General features: G+C 67.9%; 19 protein-coding genes. 10 read left to right on the forward strand and 9 right to left on the reverse strand.

The annotated features are described in order from the left end of the window. The first annotated feature begins 45 nt into the window (after nt 1-45). Nucleotides 46-2010 carry a glycoside hydrolase family 127 protein gene (locus QA802_RS06980; RefSeq protein WP_006378894.1) on the forward strand — a complete coding sequence of 655 codons (1965 nt, stop codon included), beginning with the start codon at nt 46-48 and terminating at the stop codon, nt 2008-2010. A gap of 227 nt (nt 2011-2237) precedes the next feature. After that, complete coding sequence (locus QA802_RS06985; protein WP_231885171.1) at nt 2238-3233, forward strand: LacI family DNA-binding transcriptional regulator; 996 nt, start codon at nt 2238-2240, stop codon at nt 3231-3233. Between the two features lie 444 nt (nt 3234-3677). Here QA802_RS06985 and QA802_RS06990 read toward each other — a convergent pair whose 3' ends face one another. Together QA802_RS06990 and QA802_RS06995 are read right to left on the reverse strand one after the other, a co-directional pair. Beyond that, complete coding sequence (locus tag QA802_RS06990) at nt 3678-5072, reverse strand: endo-1,4-beta-xylanase (RefSeq protein ID WP_334518939.1); 1395 nt, start codon at nt 5070-5072, stop codon at nt 3678-3680. A gap of 370 nt (nt 5073-5442) precedes the next feature. Then, entirely contained in the window at nt 5443-6876 is a 1434-nt protein-coding gene (locus QA802_RS06995; RefSeq protein WP_010354074.1) for a GH1 family beta-glucosidase, read from the reverse strand. 453 nt (nt 6877-7329) lie between these two features. Here QA802_RS06995 and QA802_RS07000 point away from each other — a divergent pair, with 453 nt between their 5' ends. Together QA802_RS07000 and QA802_RS07005 are read left to right on the forward strand one after the other, a co-directional pair. Beyond that, the gene (locus QA802_RS07000) at nt 7330-8289 is read left to right on the forward strand and encodes a LacI family DNA-binding transcriptional regulator (RefSeq protein WP_075693511.1); all 960 of its coding nucleotides are present in this window, start codon (nt 7330-7332) and stop codon (nt 8287-8289) included. After that, nucleotides 8171-8584: a cutinase family protein gene (locus QA802_RS07005; RefSeq protein WP_223786226.1), complete on the forward strand. Its 414-nt coding sequence runs from the start codon at nt 8171-8173 to the stop codon at nt 8582-8584. Before QA802_RS07000 ends, QA802_RS07005 begins: the two co-directional genes overlap by 119 nt. A 137-nt stretch (nt 8585-8721) precedes the next feature. Here QA802_RS07005 and QA802_RS07010 read toward each other — a convergent pair whose 3' ends face one another. After that, complete coding sequence (locus tag QA802_RS07010; RefSeq protein WP_006379142.1) at nt 8722-9369, reverse strand: TetR/AcrR family transcriptional regulator; 648 nt, start codon at nt 9367-9369, stop codon at nt 8722-8724. 269 nt (nt 9370-9638) lie between these two features. On the opposite strand from QA802_RS07010, the gene QA802_RS07015 reads away from it, so the two are divergent. The 6 genes from QA802_RS07015 (at nt 9639) to QA802_RS07040 (ending at nt 19213) form a co-directional block, all read left to right on the forward strand. Beyond that, nucleotides 9639-10913 carry an ABC transporter substrate-binding protein gene (locus tag QA802_RS07015; RefSeq protein ID WP_006378806.1) on the forward strand — a complete coding sequence of 425 codons (1275 nt, stop codon included), beginning with the start codon at nt 9639-9641 and terminating at the stop codon, nt 10911-10913. 164 nt (nt 10914-11077) lie between these two features. Next, nucleotides 11078-12064: a carbohydrate ABC transporter permease gene (locus QA802_RS07020; protein WP_006378862.1), complete on the forward strand. Its 987-nt coding sequence runs from the start codon at nt 11078-11080 to the stop codon at nt 12062-12064. After that, a complete protein-coding gene (locus QA802_RS07025) occupies nt 12061-12975 on the forward strand; it encodes a carbohydrate ABC transporter permease (protein ID WP_029183909.1) in 915 nt (304 codons plus the stop codon). Before QA802_RS07020 ends, QA802_RS07025 begins: the two co-directional genes overlap by 4 nt. A 127-nt stretch (nt 12976-13102) precedes the next feature. Continuing rightward, nucleotides 13103-14938 (forward strand): glycoside hydrolase family 3 protein, encoded by a 1836-nt coding sequence (locus tag QA802_RS07030; protein ID WP_006378679.1) that lies wholly within the window; start codon nt 13103-13105, stop codon nt 14936-14938. A 43-nt stretch (nt 14939-14981) separates the two neighbouring features. Continuing rightward, nucleotides 14982-17399: a glycoside hydrolase family 3 N-terminal domain-containing protein gene (locus tag QA802_RS07035; protein ID WP_223786224.1), complete on the forward strand. Its 2418-nt coding sequence runs from the start codon at nt 14982-14984 to the stop codon at nt 17397-17399. Nucleotides 17400-17599: 200 nt separating this feature from the next. Beyond that, entirely contained in the window at nt 17600-19213 is a 1614-nt protein-coding gene (locus QA802_RS07040; protein ID WP_006379260.1) for a GH35 family beta-galactosidase, read from the forward strand. On the opposite strand, the gene QA802_RS07045 is transcribed toward QA802_RS07040, so the two are convergent. The 6 genes from QA802_RS07045 to QA802_RS07070 all read right to left on the reverse strand — a co-directional run bounded on the left by QA802_RS07045 (nt 19207) and on the right by QA802_RS07070 (nt 25193). Then, nucleotides 19207-19977 carry an SDR family NAD(P)-dependent oxidoreductase gene (locus tag QA802_RS07045; RefSeq protein WP_010354077.1) on the reverse strand — a complete coding sequence of 257 codons (771 nt, stop codon included), beginning with the start codon at nt 19975-19977 and terminating at the stop codon, nt 19207-19209. The two genes, QA802_RS07040 and QA802_RS07045, sit on opposite strands and share 7 nt — an antisense overlap. A gap of 55 nt (nt 19978-20032) precedes the next feature. Then, entirely contained in the window at nt 20033-22930 is a 2898-nt protein-coding gene (locus QA802_RS07050) for a glycosyl hydrolase (RefSeq protein WP_006378968.1), read from the reverse strand. A gap of 181 nt (nt 22931-23111) precedes the next feature. Continuing rightward, nucleotides 23112-23336, reverse strand: coding sequence for a hypothetical protein (locus QA802_RS07055; protein ID WP_075693497.1), 225 nt, complete (start codon nt 23334-23336; stop codon nt 23112-23114). Beyond that, a complete protein-coding gene (locus QA802_RS07060; protein ID WP_107307715.1) occupies nt 23239-23595 on the reverse strand; it encodes an alpha/beta fold hydrolase in 357 nt (118 codons plus the stop codon). Before QA802_RS07060 ends, QA802_RS07055 begins: the two co-directional genes overlap by 98 nt. A 135-nt stretch (nt 23596-23730) precedes the next feature. Continuing rightward, a complete protein-coding gene (locus tag QA802_RS07065) occupies nt 23731-24534 on the reverse strand; it encodes an IclR family transcriptional regulator (protein ID WP_010354078.1) in 804 nt (267 codons plus the stop codon). A gap of 224 nt (nt 24535-24758) precedes the next feature. Beyond that, nucleotides 24759-25193, reverse strand: coding sequence for an FAD-binding protein (locus tag QA802_RS07070; protein WP_306080762.1), 435 nt, complete (start codon nt 25191-25193; stop codon nt 24759-24761). Nucleotides 25194-25312 lie beyond the last annotated feature (119 nt).

Here is a 25312-nt window from a genome sequence, read left to right on the forward strand (position 1 = left end):
CACCCCACCCCACCCCAGCCCGTCCCTCTTCCCTCGGAGACACCCTTGAACACCATTCAGGCCGGACCGGTCCACCCCTCCCCACGTGCCGTCTCACCCCTGCGTCCCGCCTCCGCGGCCCGCATCGAGGGCGGCTTCTGGGCCGAACGTCGCCGGGTCAACGCCCGGATCTCCCTCGCCGAGGGCCCGGGGCGGCTGGAGCAGGCCGGCAACCTGGCCAACTTCCGTGCCGCCGCGGCCCCGCGCACCGACGGCGCGGACACCCCGTCCGGCACCGGCTTCTCCGGCGACTTCCAGTTCCAGGACTCCGACGTCTACAAGTGGCTGGAAGCCGCCTGCTGGCAGCTCGCGGACACTCCCGACGAGACACTCGCCACCGAGGTCGAAGCCATCGTCGAGCTGATCGCCGCCGCCCAGCGCGAGGACGGCTACCTCCAGACGTACTACCAGCTCGGCGGCGGCATTCCCTGGACCGAGCCGGGCTGGGGACACGAGCTGTACTGCGCGGGACATCTGATCCAGGCCGCCGTGGCGCACCACCGGGCCACCGGTTCCGACCGGCTGCTCGCCGTGGCCCGCCGGCTCGCGGACCACATCGACTCCGTCTTCGGCCCTGGCAAGCAGGTGGACACCGTCTGTGGCCATCCCGAGGTGGAGACCGCCCTCGTCGAACTCCACCGGACGACCGACGAGAAGCGGTACCTGGACCTCGCCCGCTACTTCCTGGAACGCCGCGGTCACGGCACCCTCTCCTCCGGCGCCGACCGGGGCCACGACCGCGACCCGGGGCCCGAGTACTGGCAGGACCACACGCCGGTCCGCGCGGCGGACGAGGTCACCGGCCACGCCGTACGCCAGCTCTACCTCCTCGCCGGAGCCGCCGACCTGGCCGCGGAGACCGGCGACACGGAACTCCGCACGGCGCTGGAGCGGCTGTGGCGGGACATGGTCACGACCAAGACCTACCTCACCGGCGCCGTCGGCTCCCGGCACGACTGGGAGGCCTTCGGCGACGCCCACGAACTGCCGGCCGACCGCGCCTACGCCGAGACCTGCGCCGCCATCGCCTCCGTCCACTTCTCCTGGCGCATGGCCCTGCTCACCGGCGAGGCCCGCTACTCCGACCTCGTCGAGCGCACCCTGTTCAACGGCTTCCTGGCCGGCGCCGGTCTCGACGGCCGCACCTGGCTGTACGTCAACCCGCTTCATCGGCGGGCCCGTTCACACGAACGCCCCGGCGACCAGACCGCCCACCGCACCCCCTGGTTCCGCTGCGCGTGCTGCCCGCCCAACGTCATGCGCCTGCTCGCCGGGCTCCCGCACTACCTGGCCACAGCCGACGACAGCGGTCTGCAACTGCACCAGTACGCCACGGGCGTCTACGGCGGCGACGGCCTCACCGTACGGGTGACGACGGAGTATCCGTGGGAGGGCACGGTGACCGTCACCGTGGACGAGGCTCCCACCGCCCTGCCGCGCACGCTCTCCCTACGCCTGCCGGCGTGGTGCGCCGACCACACCCTGACCGTGAACGGCACCACCGTCGAAGACGGGGCCGACTCCGGCTGGCTGCGCATCACCCGCGCGTTCACCCCCGGCGACACCGTCCGCCTCGACCTCGCGATGCCGGCCCGGCTCACCGTCCCTTCCTCACGCGTCGACGCCGTCCGGGGCTGCGCCGCCGTCGAACGCGGTCCGCTGGTCTACTGCCTGGAGCGGACCGACCAACCGGGGCGCCTGGACCCGGACACGATCGCTGTGCCGCCGGACACGCCACTGACCGTGCGCAGCCGCCCCGAACTGCTCGGCGGGGTGCGAACGGTGAGCGTCGCGGGGAACCGGCTCCGCGCCGACGATACGTCCGGCGACTGGCCCTACCTGCCGTACACGTCGGCGACTTCCGGCGAACCCCACGAGAGCGTCGAGCTGACGGCGGTGCCGTACTACGCCTGGGCCAACCGCGAGCCGGGCGCCATGCGGGTCTGGCTGCCGCTGGCCGCCCGCGGGTAGACGTCGGCGCGGTCAACATGCCCGCAGTAATCGTTTACCAAGATTCGGGAACCGGTCGCACCCTTCTGTGTCCGCGAGGATGCTCAGTGCAGTAACGTCAAGGTGTGACAGCGAACGGAAACGGTTCTCCCCCAACGCCCGCCTCCCAGGCTTCTAGGCGTCGGCGCAAGAACCAGGCAGGTGAAGAGCGCCCCAGCACGATTCGCGATGTCGCCGAACGGGCGGGGGTGTCGGTAGCAACCGTTTCCAGGGCCCTGGCCGGCAACTATCCCGTGTCGGCCGCCACCCGGGAGCGCATCATGGCTGCCGTGGAGTCGCTGCACTACGTGGTGAACGTCCACGCCAAAGCCCTCTCCGGTCGGGTGGCCGGTCCCGTCGCACTGGTCCTGCGGGACATCACCGGGCCGTCGCTGGCCCATGTCGCCGCCGGGGTCGAGCAGGAGGCGGCCCTGCGGGGCCGGCTGAGCCTGGTCTGCGCCACTCACGGAGACACTGCCCGCGAGGACGACCTGGTGCAGTTGATGCGCGAGCAGCACGCGGCCGCGGTGGTCCTCGTCGGCGGGGCAGTGCAGGACGAGGTCTACTTCCAGCGCATGACCGAGTACGCGCGCGCCCTGGACGCCGCCGGGTCACGTCTGGTCCTGGTCGGCCGCCCGCCCCTGCCCGGGCATCACCCAGTCACCGTCGTGGACTACGACAACCGCGGAGGCGCCTTCCAGGCCGCAGACCATCTGTTCGTCCAAGGCCACCGGCGCGTCCTCTTCCTGGGCGGCGACCCACAACTCAGTACGGGGGCGCAACGGAGGGAGGGCTACCTCCACGCCCTGCGCGCGCACGGCGTGGAGTACGCGGAAGAACTGGACGTCCCCGGTCCGTACACCCGCGTCTCCGGCTACCAGCGCACGAGGGACGCGCTGAAGGCGGGGGTCGATTTCACGGGCGTCCTCGCGGGGACGGACATGGTGGCCCTCGGTGCGTTGGCCGCGCTCCGCGACGCCGGCCTGAACGTCCCCCGGGACATCTCCCTGGTGGGCTTCGACGACGTCCCCTTCGCCTCGGACCTGACCCCGTCGCTCACGTCGGTCCGGGTGCCGTACGAGGATCTCGGCAGAACAGCGGTCCGGCTCGCCCTGGAGCACAGCGAACGCATCAGCGGCGACGACCATGTCGTCCTCAGTACGCAACTGGTGATCCGTCAGTCCGTACGCCGCCCCCGTCCGTAAGGCCGTTGAGACTCCTCGTCCGTTCGGTCGGGAACCCTGGACGGCGGGAACAACTCCGCAGATCCCGCCCTGGGTCACTCCGCCCCCGCCAGGGCAATATCACCCAGTCCCGCAGTCCTCTTGGCAACCTCCCACTTCGTTCATACCGACTTCCACTCCAGAAAGAGGCCCGCAGCGGTGTACTCCCGCAGCCCGGACCACCACCCATCCACAATAGCGAGGGCAACGACCAACGCAGCACTTCGTGCGCAAGTCGCAGCCGGGGCGAGTGCAAACCCTCCGTCAACGCATTGGGTGCCCGTGTCTCCAGCCTGCCGGTGGCCCTTCGTCCTCTCACCCGGCGGAGGAGTTGGACAGCACGCGACGCAGACGCCCGGCGCACCCTGTCGTGAGCGCGCCGGGCGTCTATCCCCCGTTTGACCGTAGACGAGAAACTACTTGACGTCAGGCGACCGTCACGTCCACGGGATCCGATTCGGTCGATCCCCTCGCGTTGGTAAGGACGACCTTCAGGCTGTGCTTGCCCTTCGGAACCCCGGACAGAGCTACCTGAGGCGACTGTGCGTTCGGCGAATCGGCGGCCAGCTGGCCCTCACCGACGACTGCCCCGTCGAGGTAGAAGGTGTACGAGGTGGCGTTGGTGCCCCACCACAGGTTCGCGGTGGCGGTGAAGGTGCCGTCCTTGTCCCAGTTGTCGTGGCTGACCACGGGCTTGCCCGGGGCGGCATCCGTGACCGTGACAGTCGTGGTGTTCGTGGACGTGGTGCCCTTCGAGTTGATCAGTTCGGCCCGGTACGCGTAGGTGCCGTTGGGCCTGTCCTTGAATTCGGTCACGACTGACTGCGAGGTGCCGCTGACTGTCGTGGGCACCCGCGCGGCGACGAGCTTGTCGTTCTCGTAAAGACGGAAGAAGCTGCCTGGCGTGCCGTGCCAAAGGTTCATCTTCACGCTGTAGTTGCCGTCATGGAGGCCGTGGGTCCACCCGCTGGTGTTCGACAGGGTGCCGGCGCCAGCAGCCGAGGAAGCGGAGACGAAGTTCCGCAGAGCGTCGCGCGTGGCGTAGTACGCGGGCTTGGGGTTGTACTCCTCGTCGAACATGAGGGGCTTCGCGCCCGGCAGCCACGTGTAGGCGTGCTTGTCGGTGAAGCCCCAGAAGCTGATGTCCCGGATTCCGGCCGCCAGCGCCTCGGCCATGACGTCCCCGTAGATCTGCGTCTGCTGATCCACGTCGTAGGTGTGCACGTCGAGTTCGGTGATCGCGACTTCGAGTCCGAGCTTCTGGTAGGACTTCGTCATCTCTGTGATGACTCCGGGCTCGGGACCCGCCTGTGTCTCGTGCATCTCGAAGCCCACCCCGTCGATGGGCACACCGTCGGCGACCATGCCGGCCACTAGGTCGTAGAGCTCCTGGCGCTTCGCCGGGTAGAACTCCACCAACGCCTCGTTGATGAACAGCTTCGCCTCGGGGTCAGCGGCGTGCGCGATCCGGAACGCTTCCGCGATGTAGTCCTCGCCGAGCACCTCGTAGAAGTGGTTCGGCGCGAGGCCGGTGCCGCCGAAGGTGGAGAACGGCTCGGTCATCACGTCCCACCGGTCCATCTTTCCGGCGTAGCGGTCCATGATCGTGTTGAAGTGAGTCTTCATGACCGCGCGCAACTCGTCCGGGTCGGTGACGTCGGTCACGTATTCCGGGTTGCAGCACTGGGAGATGAGCCCGTGTCCCTTGACTACCATGTCGTTGTCTTCAACGAAGTCGACGAGCCGGTCGAGGCCCCCGAACTCGAAGTCGCCCTCCGTGGGCTGGACGAATTTCCACTTCAGCTCGTTCTCGGGAGACAAGCTGTTGAACTGTTCCGCCAGCACCTCGCCGAACTTCGGTTCGTCGAGATAGGTGGGGTTGGTCGCCCCGAGCCGATGAGGATTCCCTCCTTCGCTGCCAGTTCGCGGAGGGTCGCGTCTGAATCAGCTGAGGCGCCGGTGGTGGGGAGGGCCACGGTCAAGAGCCCTATGGTGACAGTTGCGAGCGCCGCGCCGATGCGGTGCATTCTCATTGAATGGTGTCTCGCTTTCCTGTTGAAGGATGGTCCGAGGGCACGCTGCGGTATCCGGACGACGTGGACCGTACGCTGTCTCCCGGCGGCCCACGAACGCGGCTCGGCCCGAGACCGCCTCTGCGGGTGTGCAGAATGCGGAAATTGAGGGTGGTCGCTCAGCGGCCGGCGAGGGCCGGGACGACCTTCGTGGCACACAATTCCGCGAACCAGTGCGCGCTCAGTTTCGGAATGCGCTCGTGGGTGTCGTAGTCGACCCGGATGATGCCGAACCGCGGGCCGTATCCCATGACCCATTCGAAGTTGTCGAGCAGCGACCACACGAGGTACCCGACAACGCGGGCGCCCCTCTCGCGAGCACGATGAGCCGCCGTGACGTGATCGATGAGGAACTGTGTTCGGTCGCGGTCGACGACCACGCGCCGGCCACCCGAGTCGTCGACCACGTCCTCGAAGGCCGCGCCGTTCTCCATCACCATGATCGGCAGTTCGGGGAACTCCTTGGAAAGGGCGACCAGATGATCCTCGAGGCCTCGTGGTTCGATCCCCCAGTCCATCACCGTTCGCGCCAGCTCGTCGCGGCGGACGAACTCGATGCGCTCCGAGCCCGGGAAGGGCGTGCCGCCGGAGCTTTCGGCGCTGGGGTCGAAGTCCTGATTCAGACGTACGTGCATGACCTCGTAGTAGTTGACGCCGAGCAGGTCGATGGGCTGGTGGCAGATCTCCAAGTCGCCCGGCAGAACGAAGCTCCAGTCGGTGAAAGCCCGGGTGTCTTGCAGCAGATCGGCCGGATAGTTCCCGCGGAGCATGGGCCCTGTGAACACGCGGTTGGCCACAGCGTCGAACCGACGCGCGGCTTCGGCGTCCTCGGGGGTCTCGGCTTCGATGCGGAAGATGTTGAGCACCACGGAAATCTGTGCTTCGGCATTGGTCACGGTGCGCCGCAGTGCTGCCACCGCGAGTCCGTGGGAAAGGTTGAGGTGGTGCGCAGCCTTGAGCGCATCTGCATGGCTCTTACCGCCAGGCGCGAACACGCCATTGCCGTACCCGGCGAAGGAGTTGTTCCACGGCTCGTTGTGGGTTGACCAGACGGCGACCCGGTCCCCGAGGGCCGCCCCCACGATCTCCGCGTACTTCTCGAAGGCGAATGCGGTTTCCCGCCCTCGCCAGCCGCCGTAGCGATCCTCCAATGCCTGCGGGAGGTCCCAGTGGTTGAGCGTCACGATCGGCTTGATGCCGCGTGCGAGCAGTCCGTCGACGAGGCGCGAGTAGAACTCCAGACCCTCCGGATTCGCTTCGCCCTCGCCCGTGGGCATCACGCGCGGCCAGGAGATGGAGAACCGGTAGGCGTCGAGGTGGAGCGAGGCCATCAGGTCGAGATCGACCTCGACGCGGTGATAGTGGTCCGCGGCGACGTCCCCGGTCGCCCCCTCAGCAGTCTTCCCCGGGGCGTGGCTGAACGTGTCCCAGATGGACGAGCCTCGACCGCCCTCCCTCGCGCCACCCTCGATCTGGTACGCGGCGGTCGCGGCGCCGAGGATGAAGTCGGGCGGGAACGCCAAGTGCCCGCGGTCGATGGAGTCGCGATACATGGATCAGCCTCTCTGGTGACGTGGCGCCAAAACCTATCACCTGAACTGTTATCGGCACAGGGTTGCGTCAAGGCGAACTGCGACTTCACATTCGCGATGACTTCCGCTGCCGAACATCCACGTTGACCTGAGGGGAAGACGGCGATCGACTCACGATGGGCGTGCTTCTGCAGGGATCGACCAATCGGCGCACTTCGGACCAAGCCGTTTCGCCGTCACGGCAGTTGCGGGTGCGTACGGCAACGACGGCAGCCGACGAGGCGCTTGCCAACGCTGACCAGCGCAGGGCTGCCTGAACGCCACAGGTCCTGACCGACCATGGCCGGTGTCGGTGCGGTCCCTGGGCTGGTGCCGTCAGGCAGAGCGCCCCAGGTCGGGCGTAAGGTGGCCGTCGGGTTGCGGCTGGACGGCTCCGGCAGCCGGCGCTTGGAGGGTCTCGGTGGTGCGTCGCGGGTGACGAGCGCGGATGTCGCGCGGGAGTCAGGCGTGTCGCGGTCAACGGTGAGCTTCGTACTCAACTACGTGCCGAAACAGACCATCCCGGAAGCGACGCGACAGAAGGTTCTGGCGGCTGCCGAGCGGTTGGGTTACACCCCGAACGGGCCCACGCAGGCACTGTCGCGAGGACGCGGCAGCACTGTGCTGCTGCGCCTGCCGGACTTTCCGCCCAGCTCGATCGTCGCCGAGCTCGATCGGGGATTGGCCTCGCAAGGATTGATGCTGGTGACCCATACGGCCAGCCCGGGCCGCCAGCCGGCTCTATCGCTGGCCGCCCCGGTCGCGGTACCGGGACTGACCCCCTTCGACGCAAGGCAAGTCGTCGCATTTCAGGCACGCGGCGCCCGGGTGGTACTGCCAGGACCCGACGACCCGCCGCCTCCCCGTGACGACGCGGGCCGCGTCGTCGGCGCGGCCCAGGCGACCCACTTGGCCTGGCGCGGCACCGTCCGCATCGGCTACGTCCACCCCGCCGATCCCCGGCTCGGACCGATGTCCGACCGGCGCCACGCGGGCGCCGACGAAACAGCGCGCCGGCTCGGCCTGCCTATGGTGCCCTCGCGTCGCATGCCCGACGACGGGGACTTCACGCCGATACTGCGCAGTTGGCCGGCACAAGCGCCCGTCACCGCGATCGCCGCGTTCAACGACGACGTCGCCCTGGCGATCTTGAACGCCGCGTGGGTTCTGGGCGTGGAAGTTCCCTCCGAGCCGGCCGTGATCGGCGCGGACGACATCGCGGCCGCCCGGTACGCCTGCCCACCGCTGACTACGATCCGCGGCTCCAACAAGCCCTTTGGGGCCATGCTGGCCGGGTGGGTTCTGCAGCGGCTCGACGCCGGCGGAGTCGCGCCCCCCAGCTCGGACGAACCTCCGGTGTGGACACCGGACATCGTGGCCCGAGCGTCCGCCTGACCGGTTCTCCAATGTCGGAGTCTGCAGCCAAGGAGCCCTCACGGGTGCGGCCACCGTGGCCGTCATACCCGGCGCCACAGAGCCGAAGGTCAAGGCAGTTGTGCTCTTCGGCAACCCCATCCGCGGGTTCCCGACCTACCGTCAGGTGACCGGCACCTACCAGGCACGCACGCTCGACGACTGCGCGACCGGCGACCCGATCTGTGGCGGCGGGACGGACTCCGCCGCCCACGGCGCCTACTCCCAACCGCAACACAACGACTCCGCCGCGGAGTTCATTGCGGCACGCATGTGACGCAACATCCACAGTCCGACAACGGATGCGAGTCATGAGCACCGCTGAGACCGCCGCCTGACGGCCGCTTGCGCCTCCGGCTTCGCGCGCGAGCGGAGCCGGAGGTCTTCATCAACCCGGCGGACCGTGAACGACGCTCAGTCGGAGTCGTCGTCGCGGCGGTTGGAGTCGTCCGAAGCCGCCTGCTGCACCCAGTGCGCCCGAGCAGCAGCCACGAGCCGCCAGAAGGCGTCGATGGCCTCGACGACATCCAGGTCGTCCCGGTATCGCCGCTGGATCTGGAGCCCGTCCTGCAGGGCGGTCCCCAGCGTGGCGATCATCTCCGGGCTGATCCCCATCGGGGCACCTTCGGGCGCCTCAGGGCCGGGGTCGAGCGTGAGTGTCTGGGCTGCCTGGTAGTGCTCGACGAAGTACGGGTGCGCCGGATGATCGCGATCAATCGCCTCGGCCGAGAGGATGATGTACAGGGACGTCAGTCCCTCGTGCTCCGCGGAGTGACGCGCGACCTCGCGGGACCGCGTAGCGACATCGGTGGCGTGCTGCTCCGACAGGTAGTCGGCAACGGACGAATCGCGCAAGTTGAGCACTTCGACCAGGAGTTCTTCCTTGTCGGCGAAGTGGTGGAGAAGCCCTGTCTGTGTCAGGCGCATCCGCCTGGCGAGCTCACGCATCGACGAGTGTGCGTATCCGGATTCAGCAAAGAGCTCGGCTGCAGCGGCGACGATCTCCCGGCGGCGCTGGAGCCCCTTGCGATAGGGCCCCCGAGGCCCGGTGCTTTCCGCCATGCCTTCAACATACAGCGACGCGGCGGCCCGTTTGACCTGGGTGTGGGCGTGACGATGAAAACTCCACGAAAACTTGTCAGGTGAACTGTGTTACGTGATACTGACGGCCACCGCCACTCCGAGACGACATCTCAGCCGGGGACGCAGCGGCATACACGACGTTCGGGTGACGGGGTTCGCGCACGTCTCAGGAGCGTGGTGCGGCCGGGGGGGGGCGGCTCCTTGCCGCCGCAACATCGCGGCACACCGCCTGGAAATAAGGAGTACAGATGCGATCCATTCGAAGGTCCCTCGCTGTGCTTGCAGCGGTCGCATTGACCGCCGTCACCGCCGGGTGCGGATCCAGCGACGAGGGCGATGCCGGCGGCAAGATCACCCTCAACGTCTCGACGTTCAGCGAGTGGGGTTACAGCGGCCTGCTGAAGGAGTACCAGAAGCTCCACCCCGACATCACGATCAAGCACAACCGCTTCGCCACGAGTGATGAGGCCAAGGAGCAGTTCCAGACCGCGCTCGGCGCGGGCTCGGGTCTCGCCGATGTCATCGGTGTCGACAACAGCTGGATGCCGCAGATCCTCAAGTACCCGGACAACTTCGTGGATCTCTCCTCACCGAAGGTCGAGGGCCGCTGGCTGGACTGGACAACGAAGATCGCCACCACGGACGACGGCAAGCTGCTCGGATACGCGACGGACCTGGGACCGCAGACGATCGCCTACCGCGCCGACCTGTTCAAGGAGGCCGGTCTGCCGAACGACCGCGAGGAGGTCGCCAAGCTCTTCGGTGGCGACAACGCGACATGGGACGACTTCTTCGCCGTCGGCGAGAAGTTCAAGGCCGCCAAGACAGGTCCGGCGTTCTACGATGCGTCGGCCTCGGTGGCGACCGGCTGGACCGACCAGTACGAGGTGCTCTGGGAGGACCCCAAGAACGGCGAGATCATCGCCGGCGAGAACAAGGACCTCCGGAACATCTACGACACCGTGATGTCGCATGAGGGCCTGTCCGCAGACCTCGCGCGGTTCAGTGAGGACTGGGTCAGCGCATTCCAGAAGGACAAGTTCGCGGTGATGCTCGCGCCTTCGTGGATGCTCGGCGTCATCAAGGGCAATTCGGCCGGGGTCAAGGGCTGGGATATCGCCGACGTCTTCCCCAACGGCGGTGTCAACAGCGGCGGTTCGTACCTCAGCGTGCCGAAGCAGTCCAAGCACCCCGAGGAGGCGCAGGCGCTGGCGGAGTGGCTCACCGCCCCGGAGCAGCAGATGAAGGCGTTCAAGGCGTCGGGCAACTTCCCCAGCCAGGTCGAGGCCCAGAAGAGCCCTGAGATGCAGAAGGTGACCGAACCCTTCTTCAACGATGCGCCCGTAGGAAAGGTCCTCGCCGAGCGCGCGTCGAACATCAGCGTGGTCCCGTACAAGGGTGACAACTACTTCGCGATCACAGCGGCATTCAACGACGCGGTCAACCGTGTCTCGGTCGACAAGACCCACTCCGCCAAGGAGTCATGGGACATGTTCGTCGAGGGACTGGACTCGCTGAAGTGATCGGTTCGTCCGCGCGCTCGGGGGCGCCCTCCGCGGACGGCGCCCCCGATTCACCATCGGAGGAAGAGCGCATGGTCCGTCCGGCAGGGAGCGCGTCACCCCGTGGTGATGCCTCACCTCCACACACGCCCTCGCCCTGGCATCAGCGTCTGGGCCGCTGGGACATGAAGGCGTCGCCGTACGCCTATATCTCCCCGTTCTTCATCCTGTTCGGGATCGTCGGCCTGTTCCCGCTGCTGTACACCGCCTACGTCTCGCTGCACGACTGGGACCTCATCGGTGGGCAGAGCGAATTCGTCGGGCTCGACAACTTCACCTTTATCCTCGACCAGCCGGTCTTCTGGGATGCGATGGGCAACACCGTCAGCATCTTCCTGCTCTCGACGGTCCCCCAGATTCTGATCGCCCTCGTACTTGCCAGCCTCCTGCACGCGAACATTCGTGCGCGCACCTTCTGGCGGATGGGGGTACTGCTGCCGTACGTGATCGCTCCGGTCGCCGTGACGCTGATCTTCTCGCGCATGTTCGCGGACCAGTCCGGTCTGGTGAACGCGCTTCTCGAGCAGCTGGGCATGGATCCGATCGGATGGCACCGGGACAGCCTTCCGGCGCACATCGTCATCGCAAACATGGTCAACTTCCGGTGGACCGGCTTCAACACCCTCGTGCTGCTTGCGGCGATGCAGGCGATCTCCCGTGACCTGTACGAGGCGGCGATCCTCGACGGCGCGGGGCGGATTCGACAGTTCTTCTCCGTCACGGTGCCGTCCGTGCGTCCGACGCTCATCTTCGTCGTGATCACGTCCACGATCGGCGGGCTGCAGATCTTTGACGAGCCGCGTCTGTACGACACGCAAGGGCTCGGCGGCAGTTCAGGGCAGTGGAAGACGATCACTCTGTACCTGTACGAACTCGGCTGGAACCAGCAGCGACTGGGCCGTGCAGCGGCCGTCGCGTGGCTGCTCTTCCTGCTGATCATCGCATTCGCTCTGGTCAGCAACTGGCTGTCGCGCCGCATCGCTTCCGGAGACGACGCCACGGCCGGCTCCCGGCAGACGCGCCGTGCCGCCCGACGCAGCGCACCGAGCGCAGCAGCTCGTACGCCCGACTCCTCCGCACCGTCCGGTGCCACGCCCGGGAGCAGCACGTGACCCCTCCTTCCATCCCGTACATCGAGCAGACGTCCGGTCGTGGAGCCGCCCGTGCGGCGCGCCGTCGGCGTGGACGGAACGACGGCGCTGTGCGCCGACCGGGAAAGACGACCTACGTCATCCTCACTCTGGTCGCGCTCATTTCGATCTTCCCGCTCTACTACGCGCTCCTGCTCGCGTCCTCGACGTCGGCAGAGGTCGCGCAGAACCCGATCCCCTCGCCGATCCCGGGCGGGCAGCTGGCCGACAATCTCACGCGGGTCTTCGAGTCGGACATCGACCTGCCGCGCGCGGTCTGGAACTCGGTCTTCGTCTCGGTGACAACGGCCCTCGCCGTCGTGTTGGTGTCCACGTTGGCCGGCTTCGCCTTCTCGAAGCTCCGGTTCAAGGGACGTGCCGGCCTCCTCACATTCGTGGTGGGCACCATGGCGGTACCCACTCAGCTCGGGGTCGTGCCGTTGTTCATCGTCATGCGCGAGATGGGCCTGACGGGAAGCCTCTGGGCGGTCATCATCCCCGGTATCGCCTCCGCCTTCGGCGTGTTCTGGATGACGCAGTACCTCCAGTCGGCGCTGCCCTATGAGCTCATCGAGGCAGCCCGCATCGACGGGGCATCAACGTTCCGGATCTTCCGCTCCATCGTGCTGCCGGCCGCCAGGCCCGCGGCCGCCATGCTGGGCCTGTTCACCTTCATCGGGGCGTGGACCCAGTACTTCTGGCCGTCGATCGTGCTCGGCACGACCAATCCGACACTCCCCGTCGCGCTGCAACTGCTGCAGGCCGGGTTCTTCAAGGACATCCCCCTCATCATGACCGGCGTTCTCGTGTCCGTGGTGCCGCTTCTCGTGCTGTTCGCCGTACTCGGCAGGCAGTTGGTCGCAGGCGTCATGCAGGGAGCCGTCAAGGGGTGACCCGCCCGCACCGCACTGCCGGACCGGGACATGTGCCGGTGCACTGACACGGTGCACGGCCCCGACCGCCCCGAGGGGGCCTGCACCCAGGCCCCGGGAACGAAATCGAGAGGAACTCCCACCACTCATGCCTGCGACGACTGCATCGGGCAGTACCACCTTCCGCGATCTCAACGGCAACGGGCGCATGGAGCCCTACGAGAACCCGCGGCTCAGCGCCGAGGAACGCACGGAAGATCTGTTGACCCGGCTCTCGCTCGAAGAGAAAGTCGGTCTGCTCTTCCACACAGTCATCGAGATGGGCCCGGGAGGCACCGTCCTCGAAGAGCCCGGTGCGATCAGCAAGTCACCCACCAGCGAGGTGATCCTGGGCAGGGGGATCAGCCACTTCAACACGCACCGAATCGAAGACCCTCGGGCAGCCGCACGGTGGCACAACGCGATCCAGCGGCTCGCAGAGAAGACCCCGCACGGCATCCCGGTCACGATTTCCAGCGACCCTCGACACGGATTCCTGGAGAACATCGGGGCTTCCTTCACTGCAGGTCCGTTCTCGCAGTGGCCCGACGCCCTCGGCCTTGCGGCACTGCGCGACCCGGACACCGTGCGCGAGTTCGCGCGCCGGGTGCGCGAGGAGTACCGCGCCGTCGGCATCCGCATGGCACTGCATCCTCAGGTCGACCTCGCCAGCGAACCCCGCTGGGCACGCCAACTCCAGACGTTCGGCGCCGACACCGATCTCGTGGTCGCCTACACGCGCGCGTACCTCGAAGGTTTCCAGGGCGCGGCGCTCGACTCAACGAGCATCGCCTGCGTCACCAAGCACTTCCCCGGCGGCGGCGCGCAGCTGGACGGCGAGGATGCGCACTTCCCGTACGGTCGCGAGCAGGTCTACCCGGGTGGTGCGTTCGAGGAGCACCTCCGTCCGTTCGTCACCGCCGTCGAGCACGGCACCGCCGCGGTCATGCCCTACTACGGCATGCCGGTCGGTCTTGAGATCGACGGCGAACCGATCGAGGAGGTCGGGTTCGGGTACAACAAGCAGATCCTCACCGGGCTGCTGCGCGAGCGGCTGGGCTTCGACGGGCTGATCGTCACGGACTGGGAGCTGGTGAACGACAACCACGTCGGGGACCAGGTCCTGCCCGCACGCGCGTGGGGGGTTGAAGAGCTCGACGCCCGCGAGCGCATGGTCAAGATCCTCAATGCCGGCGCGGACCAGTTCGGCGGTGAACAGTGCACGGATCTCCTGCTTGAGCTCGTACGGGATGGCGTCGTCCCGGAGAGCAGGATCGACGAGTCGGCGCGCCGCGTCCTGCTGATCAAGTTCCGGCTCGGTCTGTTCGACAACCCTTTCATCGACGAAGATGCCGCCGTGGCCGTTGTGGGCAACGCCGAGACCCGGCGGGTCGCCCTGGAGACACAGTCCCGTTCCGTCACCGTCCTGAAGAACTCCGTGGTCGAAGGAAGGCCAGTGCTTCCGCTCGCCGTGGGCGCGCGCTTGTACGCGGAGGGGATCGATCCGGAGGTCCTCGGCCGGGAGTTCACCCCCGTGACGACGCCGCAGGAGGCAGAACTGGCCATCGTGCGCATCGACGCACCGTTCGAGCCGCGGGACGACCTGTTCCTGGAGTCGTATTTCCACCAGGGGTCTCTTGACCTGCCCCCCGGCCTCGTACACCGACTGCGTAGGATCGCCCACTACGCCCCGCTGATCGTGGATGTCGCCTTGGACCGCCCGGCCATCCTCACGCCGCTCGTCGACGCGCTCGCCGGACTGACCGTCACCTTCGGTGTCTCGGATGACGCTCTGCTCACCGCCCTCACCGGCCGCATCGCTCCGGAGGGCAAACTTCCCGTCGAGCTTCCGCGGTCGATGCAGGCCGTACGAGAGTCCGCGCCGGACGCGCTGGCGGACACCGCCGACCCGCTGTTCCCCCTGGGATCGGGGCTGGAGATCTGATGTCCCGTTCGTGGAACCCGCACTCGCACAGAAGGATCACGTCATGACCGACGCACGTTCCCGCGCCATCGAGTTGCTCGGTCGCATGACCCTGCACGAAAAGGTCGCGCAGCTGACGTCGCTGATCCCGACAATGCTCTTCGACGCCAAAGGCATCCGCCCGGACGTCGCCGCGGCCAAGCTGGCGAATGGCATCGGCTACATCGAACCGCACATGGGGGGCTTTCCGGCGAACGCGGCCGAACTCGCCCGGCTCAACAACGCGGTACAGCGCCACCTGGTCGAGAACACCCGCCTGGGCATTCCCGCGATCATGCACATCGAGGCGCTGAACGGTGTGAACGCCCCCACCTTCACATCCTTCCCCACCGCGATCGCCCTCGCGGCCACCTGGGACACCACCGGGGTGGGCGAGATGGCCGCACTGACCCGTCGGCAGATGCGATCCGTGGGCCTGCACCACGCCCTGTCGCCGCTGCTCGACATCGCCCGCGACGCGCGATGGGGCCGAGTTCACGAGACGTACGGCGAGGATCCATACCTGGTCAGCGCGCTGGGAGTGTCCTTCGTACGCAATCTTCAAGGCGAGTCGCTGCTGGACGGGGTCATCGCCACCGGCAAGCACTTCCTCGGCTACGCAATGAGTGAGGCCGGTCTCAACATGGCGACCGTGCCGATGGGAGCGCGCGAGCTGCGGGAGGTGTACGCGCGCCCCTTCGCCGCCGCCATCCAGCTCGCGGGACTGGGCTCGATCATGAACTCGCTCGCCGACTGGGACGGAGTGCCCGCTGCCGCCGACCCTCGGGTGTTCCGCAAGATGTTGCGCGACCAACTCGGGTTCAACGGCACCGTCGTGTCGGACTGGCTGTCGATCGAGAACCTCGTGACCCATCATCGCGCCGCGCGCGATGCACGCGAAGCGGGCGTGCTCGGCATGCGGGCCGGCATCGACGTGGAAATGCCCGAGCCGTTCGGCTACGGCGACAACCTCGTCGAGGCCGTCCGCGACGGCGAGATTCCCGAAACGACCGTCGACGAGTCGGTCCTCCGCGTACTGACGCACAAGTTCCAACTGGGCCTGTTCGAGAACCCCTACGTGGAAACCGACCCGGTGGAGATCATGTCCGTGGCGCAGGAGGGCCGCGACCTCTCCCTGCGTCTTGCGCGCGAGTCCGTCACGCTCCTCAAGAACGACGACGGGGTGCTCCCACTCAGCGGCGCCCCGCGCATCGCGGTCGTCGGACCTCATGCCGAGGCTGTGGGCACGGCCTTCGCCCCGTACACCTTCCCCTCCTTCATCGAGCTGACCCGAGCACTGCTGAACGGCAAGACGAGTTCCATGGTCGGTGTCGAAAACCTCGACTCCTTCGGCCCCGACGACGCCTACGTGCACGAGGAGATCGGCGACCTGCTCGCCATGAGCGAGGACGAGTTCGCGAGGTCGCGCTACGAAGCGGTCTCCCTGGCGGACGCCCTCCAAGCCGCGCTACCCGACTCCGAAATCCTCGTCGCAACTGGATGCGGAGTCACCGACGGGGCCGAGGGGATCGGCGCGGCAGTCGACGTCGCGCGTGATGCGGATGTCGTGGTCCTGGCACTGGGCGGCGTGGCGCGATGGTTCTTCGGTGAACGGACGGAGGGTGAGGGTGCGGACACCGCCGATGTGACGCTGCCGGATGTACAGCGTCGGCTCGTGCACGAGATCGCCGCGCTCGGCAAGACGACCGTCGGCGTGATCTTCTCGGGCCGCCCTCTCGCCCTTGGTGACGTCGAGCCCGAGCTCGACGCCATCCTGCTCGGGTACTACGGCTCGCAGTTCGGCACACCTGCCGTCGCGGAGATCCTCAGCGGCACGGCCGAGCCGCAGGGCCGCCTGCCGTACACGATCCCCCGCTCCAGCGGTCAGGTCCCCCTCCATGCGGGCCAGCGGTTCGGCAGCGGATACCGCCGTCGGGAAGGCGATCCGCACGGCGGATACGTGGACGAGTCCGCGGCACCGCTCTACCCGTTCGGGCACGGCCTGACGTATACCGAATTCGTCTACTCCGACCTCCAGCTGAGCAGCACGTCGATCGCACCCGACCGCACCGTCGAGGTCACCGCGACCGTCACGAACACGGGCGACCGCCCAGGCGTAGAACTCATGCAGCTCTACGTCGAGGACGATGCGCCCGGCGTGTCGAGGCCGGCGCTCCAGCTCGCGGGGTTCCATCGCCTCGAACTGCAGCCAGGGGATCAGGCGACGGTGAGATTCGCTCTGGAACTCCCGCTGCTGGCCTACCTGTCCCTGGACGACAGATGGGTCGTGGATCCGGGCCCGATGTGGATCTCGGTCGGCTCGTCGTCGAGTGACCTTCGCCTGCGCGGTCGCCTGGACGTCGTCGGTGACACCGTGGACGTCACGCGACGGAGGGTGTACCTGACCCACTCTGCACGGACCGCTCCTACGACGGGAACGTGACACGCGAGACCGCCGCCCCGCCAGCAGCCCGTGGGGAGCGGACCTGACACCGCTCCCCACGGGCCTTCGCCTGGCCAACTATCCGGCATCGCGCCGCACCCCTGGGACGGCGATGGCTGAGAGCGCCGGCAGCGACCTGGCGCCGTCCGCCGCCCTCGCCCGAAGACACCGCTCAACCGGAAGACATCGATGGGAGCCCCTTGCAACACCACGGCATAGACCAGGCCACGGGCCAGCTGATCGTCGGCGGTACGCCGTACCTGATCCGCGGCATCGAGGTCCACAACTCCACCTCGTCCCACGCCGACTACCTGGAACCCGTGTGGAAGCGGTGTGCGGACGCAGCGGTCAACACCGTTCTTGCACCGGTCAGTTGGGAGCTTGTGGAACCGACGGAGGGAGAGTTCGACTTTCACTTGGTCGACGCCATGCTCTCCGGTGCGCGCGACCACGAGCTCAAGCTGGTGCTTCTCTGGTTCGGCAGCTGGAAGAACGCTTCGTCGAGCTACGTGCCGGCCTGGGTCAAGCTCGATCCGGTCCGTTTTCCGCTGCAGGTCGACGAGGCCGGCGATCCGCTGGACAACCTCAGCCCGTTCTCCACGAACAACCGCGACGCCGACGCGGCCGCTTTCGCGGCCTTCATGGAGCACCTCGCACGCGTCGACGGCCGCGAGAAGACCGTGATCATGGTGCAGGTCGAGAACGAGGTCGGGCTGCTCGGGGCACCGCGCTCCTACGGAGCGGACGCGGCAGCCGCATGGGCGGCTCCCGTTCCGGCAGCCCTTGCGGAAGCACTGCGCAACGGAGCCTCCCCGTACGTCCAGGCCCCGGACGAGCCGTCCACCCCGACGTGGGACCTCCTGACGGGCGACTCCGACCGGAAGGCCGAGTTGTTCATGGCCTGGCACTACGCCTGCTACATCGAGCACGTCGCCGCCGCAGGCCTGGCCCGCTACGACATCCCGCTGTTCGCCAACGCCTGGCTGGACTCGAGCGTGCCGAACGGATCGGAGTCCGCGAACATCGCCGTCGCCGGCGGCAGCGCGCCGGGGGTGTTCCCCAGTGGGGGGCCACTACCGCATGTCAGCGCTGCCTGGAAGCTGGCCGCTCCCTCGCTCGCGTTCCTCGCCCCAGACGTGTACTTCGGCGACTTCGACATCCCGTTCAAGCGCTACGCGGACACGAACACCACCTTGTTCGTGCCCGAGATGCGCGCCGACTGCCACGGGGTCTCGCACAGCTTCCTCGCCATCGGACAGTACGGTGCCATCGGGGTCTCGCCGTTCGGCTTCGACTCCCTCGACGATGACCGCACGGTGGAGCTGCGCCGTATCTATGCGCAGCTCGCGGCGCTGGAGAACGACATCCTTGCCGCACAGCCGCGAGGGCGCGTGCGCGGCTTCCGGGTCCCGGCCTCCAAGGAGGAGACGTTCGCCCTCGGCAAGTACGAGTTCGTGATCAGGGCCTATCCGGAACACGGCAACGGCGAGCGGTTCGGCTATGGGCTCCTGCTGCAGTTCGACGACGACGTGTTCATCGCCGTCGGCGACAACTTCACGGTCTGCCCGCGCTCGCCGGACGGCCGGCCGGTGGCCATCTTGCAGGCGGACGAACTCGTGGCAGGCACGGGCCGGCTCCGTCCGCGAAGGCGCCTCAATGGTGACGAGACGTTGTCCGGCACCGGCATCAGGATCGCGGAGCACCCGGCCCCGATGCACGGTTTCATGGCGACCAGCGGGATCCCGTCAGGGGTGGTGAGGTTCTCGCTGTACTTCCCCGGGGCGCCGAGGGGCACCGCCGCCCCGGACTACTGATGGGTGCCGCCGTCAATACGGATCTCCGTGCCGGAGATGAAGGCGCCGTCGTCGGAGATGAGCGTGGCCACGACTGCTGCCACCACCTCCGGCGACCCGTAGCGCTCCCGGACTGCGGGAGTGAGCTTCGCGAAGAGGCTCCAGTCGGTGTCCTCCGGCACCAGTGACGCGAAGTTCTCGGTCATGGCGCTGACGATGCCGCCAGGGCAGATGTTTACCGCGCGCAAGCCCTGCTTGGCGTACTCCTGGGCGATGCTGTGCGTGAAGGACAGGATCCCGCCCTTGCTGGCGGAGTACGCGGCCAGGAACGGATGGGCGAACTGGGCTGACGTGGAGCTGAAGTTGACCACGACGCCGTTACCCGTCTCCAGCAGCGCGGGCAACGCGGCCCGGGTGACCAGGAACGTGCCCGTGAGGTTCACGGCAAGGACGCGGTTCCACAGCTCGAGCGAGCACTGGTGTGTATGCGCTCCGCGCAGCATGCCGGCGATGTTCACGAGCGCGTCGAGCCCGCCGAGGGTGGCAATCGTTTCACCCACGACGTCGACGACCGCGTCCGCGTCCGCCACGTCCAGCGCCGCGGTGACGAGCCGCTCGCCGGTGCCGGCCTTCGCGGCCAGGCCGGCGGTCCCGCTGAGCCCCTCTTCCTCGATGTCCGTCGCGACGACCGCCGCTCCTTCCTCGAGCAGCCTCAACGTCGTCGAGCGTCCGATGCCCGAAGCGGCTCCGGTGACGAACACGCGTCTGCTGCTGAGTCGTTCCATGAGGTTCCTCCAGGTCTCGACGGTGCGCTTGCCCTGGCCGCGAATCGCCGCCCGCTCATTCCGGGATCGGTACCTGGCGGTACGGCGCGATACGGACCGGCCCCATGAGGCCGTATTGCTGCCGGGGCTTCTCGGCCTGACCCGGGAAGCCTTCCGTGACCCGAAGGCGATTGCGCAGCGGTGTCGCCACCCGGACCGTGATGCTGTTGTCTCCTTGCTTCACGTAGCCACTGAGATCGATCCGCCGGCCGACCTGGTCGGACGGTGGCAGCGTCGTGCCGTTGACCGTCACCTCGAAGGTGTCGGTGACCTGTCCGAGGTCGAGGTAGGCCCCGTCCAACCGCACGAGCCGTACCGTGGTGCGATAGGTGCCGACCCCGGAGACGTCCTCAAGGCCGGGGATGGCGGACCAGGGTGCAAGGCGGTTCAGGTGATGCTCGTGCTCGCTGACTTCGAGCTTGCCGTCCGGGCCTCGGTGCCAGTCCTCGACGGAGAGCTCCCACACGTTCAGCTCCTGGGCTGCCCCGGTGGGAGGAACGGTCACCCTCCGTTCGGAGCCGTCGTCAAGCTTCACGGTGTACGAACCAGCCGTTGAGCCCCGCAGGAGCAGACCGCCACCGGGCGCCGTCACGACCTCTCCGCCCGTGGTGGCGACCACATGACGGGCACTGCCCGGTACGAGAACGATGATGGTGGATTCGCCGGGTGCGAGCCGCACCGGGACTGTGATCCGCCCGCGTTCTGTTCGGTACTGGGCGACTGAGGTGACCGTGCCCGTCCAGGCATCCAGTTCGTAGGGGGTGCCTCGGCCCTCCAGGGCGACCTCCTCGGACACGGCTCTTTCCGAGGAGTTGTGCAGGTGATACAGCGCGCCTCGCGACAGTGTGCGACGCAGGGCGAGCACGGCGGGAGCGACGCGCGTGTCCGCTGCGGGACGGATGCCGAGCACCTCGAAGACGGCGGGCAACCCGCTCGGTTCGGCGACGTGGCGTACCGAGGCCTGCTTGAGCAACAGGTCCATCAACTCGGCCAGTGCCGCATCCTGCTGTGCCGCCCGGTGGGCGCCAGGCGTGCGGGTCGGCGGCGCACCGACGATCACTACGGGCAGGCCGCTGCGGGCGTGCGACAGCAGCAGTCGGGCGGTGGCTATGGGCAACGTGGGCTGGCGGTCGAGGATCAGCGCACGATAGGCGGGTCCTTCCGGGGCAAGGCGCCGGTCACGTACGCGGGTTCCGTCGAGTTGTGCCGGGCCGGCGAAGTCGTAAGTGAAGCCGTCCAGCCCGGCCGGGATGCGCATGCCGGTCCCGTAGGCGTGGCGGTAGACGACCAAGTCCACCGAAGGCCTGCCCTGGCGCAGGGCGAACTGCGTGCGCGCAGTCCAGTCGACGATCTTGCCGGTGTCGTTCCACGTGGGCTGGCGCGGCCCCCATGCCTCGGAGAAACCGTTGCCGCCCTGGAGGGTGAACGGTGAGAAGCCGGGCCAGGTGGTTCCCAGGCCCGCCTCGGTGGCGAAGCCGTGATAGACGACCTGGTTGACACCGTGGGCGAAGGCGGCGTTGAAGTGCTTGAGCATCTGCGGCCAGGTCTGCGCGTACGCCTCGCCGTAGATCGCGCAGCCTTCGAGCGAGAAGACGCGCTGCCCGGACAGGTGCACCGCACCGGACGAGAGCCATCGGTATGGCTCGTCGGTGTAGTCGGGCGCCGCGCCGAGCGACTCGGTCTCGTTGATGTCGAGGGCCGCGCCGATCGTGGGAACGTCGGTGGTGGTGCCGTAGGGCTGGGCCCGCAGTCTCAGGCCCATGGCGTGCGCCCAGGACTTCAGTGGCTCGACGTGCTCACTGATGTACAGGTCCGTGAGCGTGTGATAGTAGTCGTCGCGGACGCGGGCGCCACTGTCGTCGGTGAACGCGAAGTCCGGGGTGTCGTCGGGTGTCACGCTCGTGTACTGCCGGTGGATCCGGTCGATGAACAGCACCGGCAGGTTGTCGATCAAGGAGTAGCCGCGCAGCTTCTTGAAGCGCGCCGGAAGTTCCCGGGACCAGTGCTGGGCGGAGTCCAACTCCAGGGAATCTTCGAAGAGATCCCCTCCGTTGTCCTGCAGCAGACTGCGCAGGCGGGGCGTCAGGACGCGCTCGTCCCAGTAGCTGGTTACTGCCCGGGTACCGGCGGCACTGAAGTGGTCGACGACATACGCCGCCTCTGTCGTGGCGGCCTGGCCGACGACGGCGGCCTGGCCGGTGCCGCGCTGCCAGAACGCGAACAGCAGCCACTGCCCATCCGCTGGGGCGGTCCAGGCGAGGGTGCCGTCGCTCACCCGTCCTGTGAGGTCGATCCGGGAAGCCCGCTCGAGCAGTACGGGCTTCGCGTCGGTTGGGCCCGCGCAGCGAAACGCCTGGACCGCTATCAGGGTTTGCTCGGTGACGCCCGCGTGCGGCTGCGGGGCCGCCGGCACGGGCCCGTCGTATGCTTCGCCGCCCGCAAGGACCGCACGCCCGTAGGCGATCTCCTGGGCTGCTTCCGGGCTGTCCGGCGACAGCCCGGGGGCCACCAGCGGCCAGGCCGGGCCCACGGTGAGATCGATGCGCACCCCGTGCCTGTGACCGGCGGCGACCGCCTGCTCCAGGCGCTCGGTGAGCACAGCGCTGCCCCAGCCGTACTGCTGAGCGTCGGCGGTGACGATGCACTGGATCTCGACTGCGCCGAAACCTCGGCCTGCGATCGCCTCGATCTCCGCGTCGATGGTTTCCGCCGCGATCTCTCCGCACGGCCACCAGTAGCGGATCTTCGGCCGGGCATTCGCAGGCGGGTGAGCGAACCGCCGGACGAAGGCGCTGTCCAGCCCGGTCGACGAAGAGGCGGCAGCGCTCTTGGCCCCGGCCCACAAGGTCCCCGTGGGTGCCAGCGTCACCGCGGCCGCGGTCGCACAGAACTGTCTGCGGGAGAAACGGGACACAGCGGCTCCAGATGAAGTGATCCCCGGCAGTCGGGAGTTGGTGTGCCGGGCACCCTTTCATCGCCTGGGCCGTTCGGTGTCGGTCGATCCCGGTGACCGGGAGCGCCTCACGTGGTCCCTCAACCCTCAAGAAGAGGCAGCAGTCCCGCCGTCAGCAAAGTTGCGCCATCCGGCGGGGCGTTCAATCACCCTCGCCGCCGTCGAGCACCTGGTGCAACCAGGCGCGTTCGGCCTGGCTGATGCTGCGGACCATGAGCAGCATGCCGCGGCGGTAGGGATCGGCGGTCTCCTCCGCGGACAGCGGACGATCACCCTCGTAGAAGAAGCTCGCGGAAGTCTCCAGGAACTCCAGCCGGCGCCGCAGCACGGCGTGCTCGCCGGAAGAGCTCCGGTTTGCCGATCGCAAGCTGAAGTGCGACGACTCCGCCCATAGAGTTGCCGACAACGTCGGCCTGCTGCAGTCCGAGCCCGTCGAGCAGCGCTCGCACGGCCCGCGGCGCGGCCAGCATGGGGTGCCTGTCGGTCGGATCGCTGATACCGAAGCCAGGGAACTCCAGGACGAGACAGCGGAATTGCCGCGCAAGCGTCGGCAGGTTGTGCCGGAAGTTGCGCCAGCCGGTGACAACCGGGCCCCGACCCGTGCAGCAGGAGCGGGTCAGAGCGATCCAGAGAAGCGCTTCCTCCCGGGCGTGAACGCCCGGGGTTCCGCGCTAGATCAAGCTGAACTCCCCGGTCGCCGGCAGGGGGACCGGCGACCGGGGTCTGTACAGGGACCAGGAATCTACGCGCAGAGGCGCCGCTCAGGCCGTGCCTACGCGTGCCGTGCGCAGTGCGCTTTCGCCGAACAGGTCCAGAGTGATCCGCTGCGCCATGTCGTACACCAGCGGCGCGATGCGCTCCAGTGGCGACGCGTGCCCGGCGACCAGGGAAATAGCGCCGACCGGACCCTCAGGTCCCCGGATCGCCACGCCGACGCACGCGATCCCCTCGACGCACTCCCCCCGTTCGACGGCGAGCCCTCGGTCACGCCGGATACGGCCGAGTTCACGGTGAAGTGCGGGAAGGCCGTCGACGCTCGCGCCCGTCGCGGCCGGCACCCCGTCGGCGTACAACTCGTCGATCTCTTCCGGCGGCAGCCAGGCGAGCATCGCCTTGCCGAGCGCCGTGCAGTGCGCGGGTGCCCGGCCTCCGACACGGGAGGCGACAGCGGCAGCCCGGCGGCCGCCGACCTTGTCCAGGTACTCGACATACGTCTCGTCGAGGGTGCCCAGATGTACGACGAGGTCAGTCATGACGGCGAGCTCGTGCAGCCACGGCGCGGCGGCCGCGCGCAGATCCGAGTGCCCGCTCTCCCGCGCCCCCCAGGTCCGCACTCGCCGCCCGAGGTGGTAGCCAGAGCGGGTGTGCTCGACCCACTGCAGCCGCACGAGCTGGTCGAGGATGCGGTGCGCGGTCGACCTCGGAAGTCCGGTGCGGCGGGAGACCTCCTCCAACAGCAGCCGGGTCTTCGGTCCCTCGAAGCAGTCCATGATCAACGTCATTCGCTCGACCATCGAGGGCGGTCGCACCGCGACCTCCGGTCGTGACGACAGCGCCAGCGTCATTGTCAGCACCCTTCGGCCACTGGAATTGATTTCAATTCTAGTGACGCCACGGTTACTGCCAAGAGATGTGCATGCCTTTTATCAAGTAATTTTGAGCCCGCTTTCCTCCGCTACAGAATGGAGGAATCGGGCGAAATGGCCCCAACTTGAAGGACAGCTCGGACAGATGACTGTATGCAGCCAAGTAAGGTGTGCGCCCCTCGGGGAGTACCTTGGCAGGGCACTCAGCCCGCGGCGCTCTTCGCCGCGTGCTCCATCGCCAGGTAGCTGAACACCATGGCGGGACCAATCGTGGCTCCTGCCCCGGCGTACTCGTTGCCCATCACCGCGGCCGATGCGTTGCCCGTGGCGTACAGACCAGGGATCACGCTGCCGTCCGGCCGCAGCACGCGGCCCTGAGCGTCCGTCAGTACGCCGCCCTTGGTGCCCAGATCCCCCGCCTCCGATCCGGATCGCGTAGAAGGGTCCGCCGTCAATCGTGTCGAGATTGGGGTTCGGCAGTGAGTGGTCGCCGTAATAGTTGTCGTACGGACTGTCGCCGCGCCCGCAGTCCTCGTCCCTGCCCTTGGCCGCGAAGCCGTTGAAGCGAGCGACCGTGGCCTCCAGGGCGTCCGGCGGGACCGCGATCTTCTCGGCGAGTTCGCGCAGCGTGTCCGCATTCGCCACCAGGCCGCTGCGTAGAACGAGCAGCCACGGCGCGGCGGCCGCGCGCGAGACGACCCGCCAGGCCGCCACGCCCAGCATCCGCCGGGCCTTCCACTCGCGCCGGATCATCATG

Source organism: Streptomyces sp. B21-105, from assembly GCF_036898465.1.
Lineage (GTDB): Bacteria > Actinomycetota > Actinomycetes > Streptomycetales > Streptomycetaceae > Streptomyces.

What these genes read in the sequence shown, in the direction of transcription:
- QA802_RS06995 (WP_010354074.1), bottom strand. Translation starts at nt 6,876, where the DNA reads ATGTATCGCGACTCCATCGACCGCGGGCACTTGGCGTTCCCGCCCGAC.
- QA802_RS07010 (WP_006379142.1), bottom strand. Translation starts at nt 9,369, where the DNA reads ATGGCGGAAAGCACCGGGCCTCGGGGGCCCTATCGCAAGGGGCTCCAG.
- QA802_RS07015 (WP_006378806.1), top strand. Translation starts at nt 9,639, where the DNA reads ATGCGATCCATTCGAAGGTCCCTCGCTGTGCTTGCAGCGGTCGCATTG.
- QA802_RS07020 (WP_006378862.1), top strand. Translation starts at nt 11,078, where the DNA reads ATGAAGGCGTCGCCGTACGCCTATATCTCCCCGTTCTTCATCCTGTTC.
- QA802_RS07030 (WP_006378679.1), top strand. Translation starts at nt 13,103, where the DNA reads ATGCCTGCGACGACTGCATCGGGCAGTACCACCTTCCGCGATCTCAAC.
- QA802_RS07035 (WP_223786224.1), top strand. Translation starts at nt 14,982, where the DNA reads ATGACCGACGCACGTTCCCGCGCCATCGAGTTGCTCGGTCGCATGACC.
- QA802_RS07045 (WP_010354077.1), bottom strand. Translation starts at nt 19,977, where the DNA reads ATGGAACGACTCAGCAGCAGACGCGTGTTCGTCACCGGAGCCGCTTCG.
- QA802_RS07065 (WP_010354078.1), bottom strand. Translation starts at nt 24,534, where the DNA reads ATGACGCTGGCGCTGTCGTCACGACCGGAGGTCGCGGTGCGACCGCCC.
- QA802_RS07070 (WP_306080762.1), bottom strand. Translation starts at nt 25,193, where the DNA reads ATGCGGACACGCTGCGCGAACTCGCCGAGAAGATCGCGGTCCCGCCGG.